Origin of the sequence: Vibrio sp. bablab_jr001, from assembly GCF_016464285.1 — a bacterium.
GTDB classification, from domain to species: domain Bacteria; phylum Pseudomonadota; class Gammaproteobacteria; order Enterobacterales; family Vibrionaceae; genus Vibrio; species Vibrio fluvialis.
Genome location: NZ_JACDWZ010000069.1, coordinates 1 through 1,630 on the forward strand (window position 1 = coordinate 1; position 1,630 = coordinate 1,630).

General features: G+C 55.8%; 2 protein-coding genes and 2 pseudogenes. All 4 read left to right on the forward strand.

Annotated features, from left to right (window positions below; genetic code table 11):
* Positions 1-505, forward strand: a pseudogene (locus tag JIG40_RS10590) (P2 family phage major capsid protein); the annotation flags it as partial.
* 108 nt (positions 506-613) lie between these two features.
* A complete protein-coding gene (locus tag JIG40_RS10595; protein WP_199465326.1) occupies positions 614-1,063 on the forward strand; it encodes a head completion/stabilization protein in 450 nt (149 codons plus the stop codon).
* Positions 1,063-1,527 carry a phage tail protein gene (locus JIG40_RS10600; RefSeq protein WP_020329248.1) on the forward strand — a complete coding sequence of 155 codons (465 nt, stop codon included), beginning with the start codon at positions 1,063-1,065 and terminating at the stop codon, positions 1,525-1,527. The genes JIG40_RS10595 and JIG40_RS10600 overlap by 1 nt, the downstream gene beginning before the upstream one ends.
* A pseudogene (locus tag JIG40_RS22870) lies at positions 1,524-1,630 on the forward strand (virion morphogenesis protein); the annotation flags it as partial. The gene JIG40_RS10600 and the pseudogene JIG40_RS22870, both read left to right, overlap by 4 nt.

Consider the following 1,630-nt stretch of genomic DNA (forward strand, 5'->3'; position numbering starts at 1 on the left):
CCGAACGTTTAATCACCGAAGGCGCGGAAGGCTCCGGCGTGATCAAGATTGGTGAAGGCGGCGACTTTGCCAACCTCGATCTGGCGGTGCTGAACCTGAAAAACCTGCTGCATCCGGCGTGCGAAAACGACTCTGACCTGGTTGCCATCATGGCTCTGATCTGCTGGCTTATGAGAAGGCCAAGTTCTACGACGCGCACGGCAATACGCCGACAGAAAAGAGCAAGATTCAGGAGCGTCAGGTCATCGGCACCTATGGCGGCCTGCCGGCCGTGTCGGTTCCGGGCTTCCCGTCAACGGGCATCATGGTGACCAGCTATGACAACCTGTCTATCTACATTCAGGAAGACTCGGTTCGCCGCACGGTCGGTAAGAAAAACGACGCCAAAGACCAGATGGAAAACTTTGAGTCGATGAACATGGCGTACGTCATCGAGCAGCTTGAAAAAGTGGCGGCGGTCGAGTTCGGCAACGTCAAACTCAAGATCAACGGGGCGTGGGTATAACTGCGCCAGACTGACACCCTCCAATGCAGGCTCTGTCACGTTATCAGTCTGGCTCCTACACAGATTGTTATTCGTGCACTGCTGCCTGCATTCCCTCAAAGGTGATGTATGGAATTTATCGGCAACAAAAGCGACGTGTATGCCTCCGAGCTGCCCGCCACGGATAACTTTCCCGCACTCAAAATTTCAGAGTTTCAGTCTCTGTTTCATTTCCTCAGCAATGAGACAGAGGCAGGCATTCTGCAACAGGCGAAAGTCTCGCGCATTAAGGTGCACCGCGAGCTGGTCGATGCCATCGCGCAGTACGACAACCTTGCCGCGCTCTCAAAGGACAAGTTCGGCGATGAAGAATCCGGTACCACGCTTTACACCCAGGCGGTGTTTGCGCTGACGGCCAGCGAGCTGATCGGCATCCGCCTCAGCTCCGATGCGACCGCCGAAGCGGCCGATCGTCAGGAAGCGCTGAGCAGCAAGAAATACCATTGCGAGGTGCAATACCGTCAGGCGGTGGACCTGCTGCTTCACGGGCAGGAAACCTACTGTTTTGAGGTGGTGTGATGAAAGCGCTGCAAAGTTTAACGGACTTGTTCAGAGAGCACGTGGCGGATGCCAAGAACTTCACCGTCTGGGCCGAAGACGGCGCGCTTTTCTGCACTCAGGGCGACAGCGTCGATGGGTTTGAACTCGAGTACACCGCCATCGTGTTTATGCAGGATGTCAGAGTGCAGCCGCACATTCTGATGATGCACCTGGTCTCCTGGATGAATACGCACGACCCGTACCGGATGGAAAAAGGATTGCCGTTTCCGACCTTCGCCACCGAGCTGCTGGATAACGGCCGCTGCGACATCAAAATCAAGATTGACCTGCGGGAAGCCTTCGCACTGCAAGCCCACCCGCAAGGAAACTGGCAACAACACGGCGAGCGGTTTGAATGCGTGGGCGATTTTGCTGCCCGTGTCGACGAAGACGACCTGAACGAACTGGTGCTGTTTGTCGGCCATCTGGATGATTTGCCATGAACGAGCTCACGCTGAAAACACCGGAGCAGCTTACTCAGGTGGTTGAGCGTCTGGTGCTGACCGCCACTGAAAAACTGGATTTGAACCGGCGCATGGCCAACCG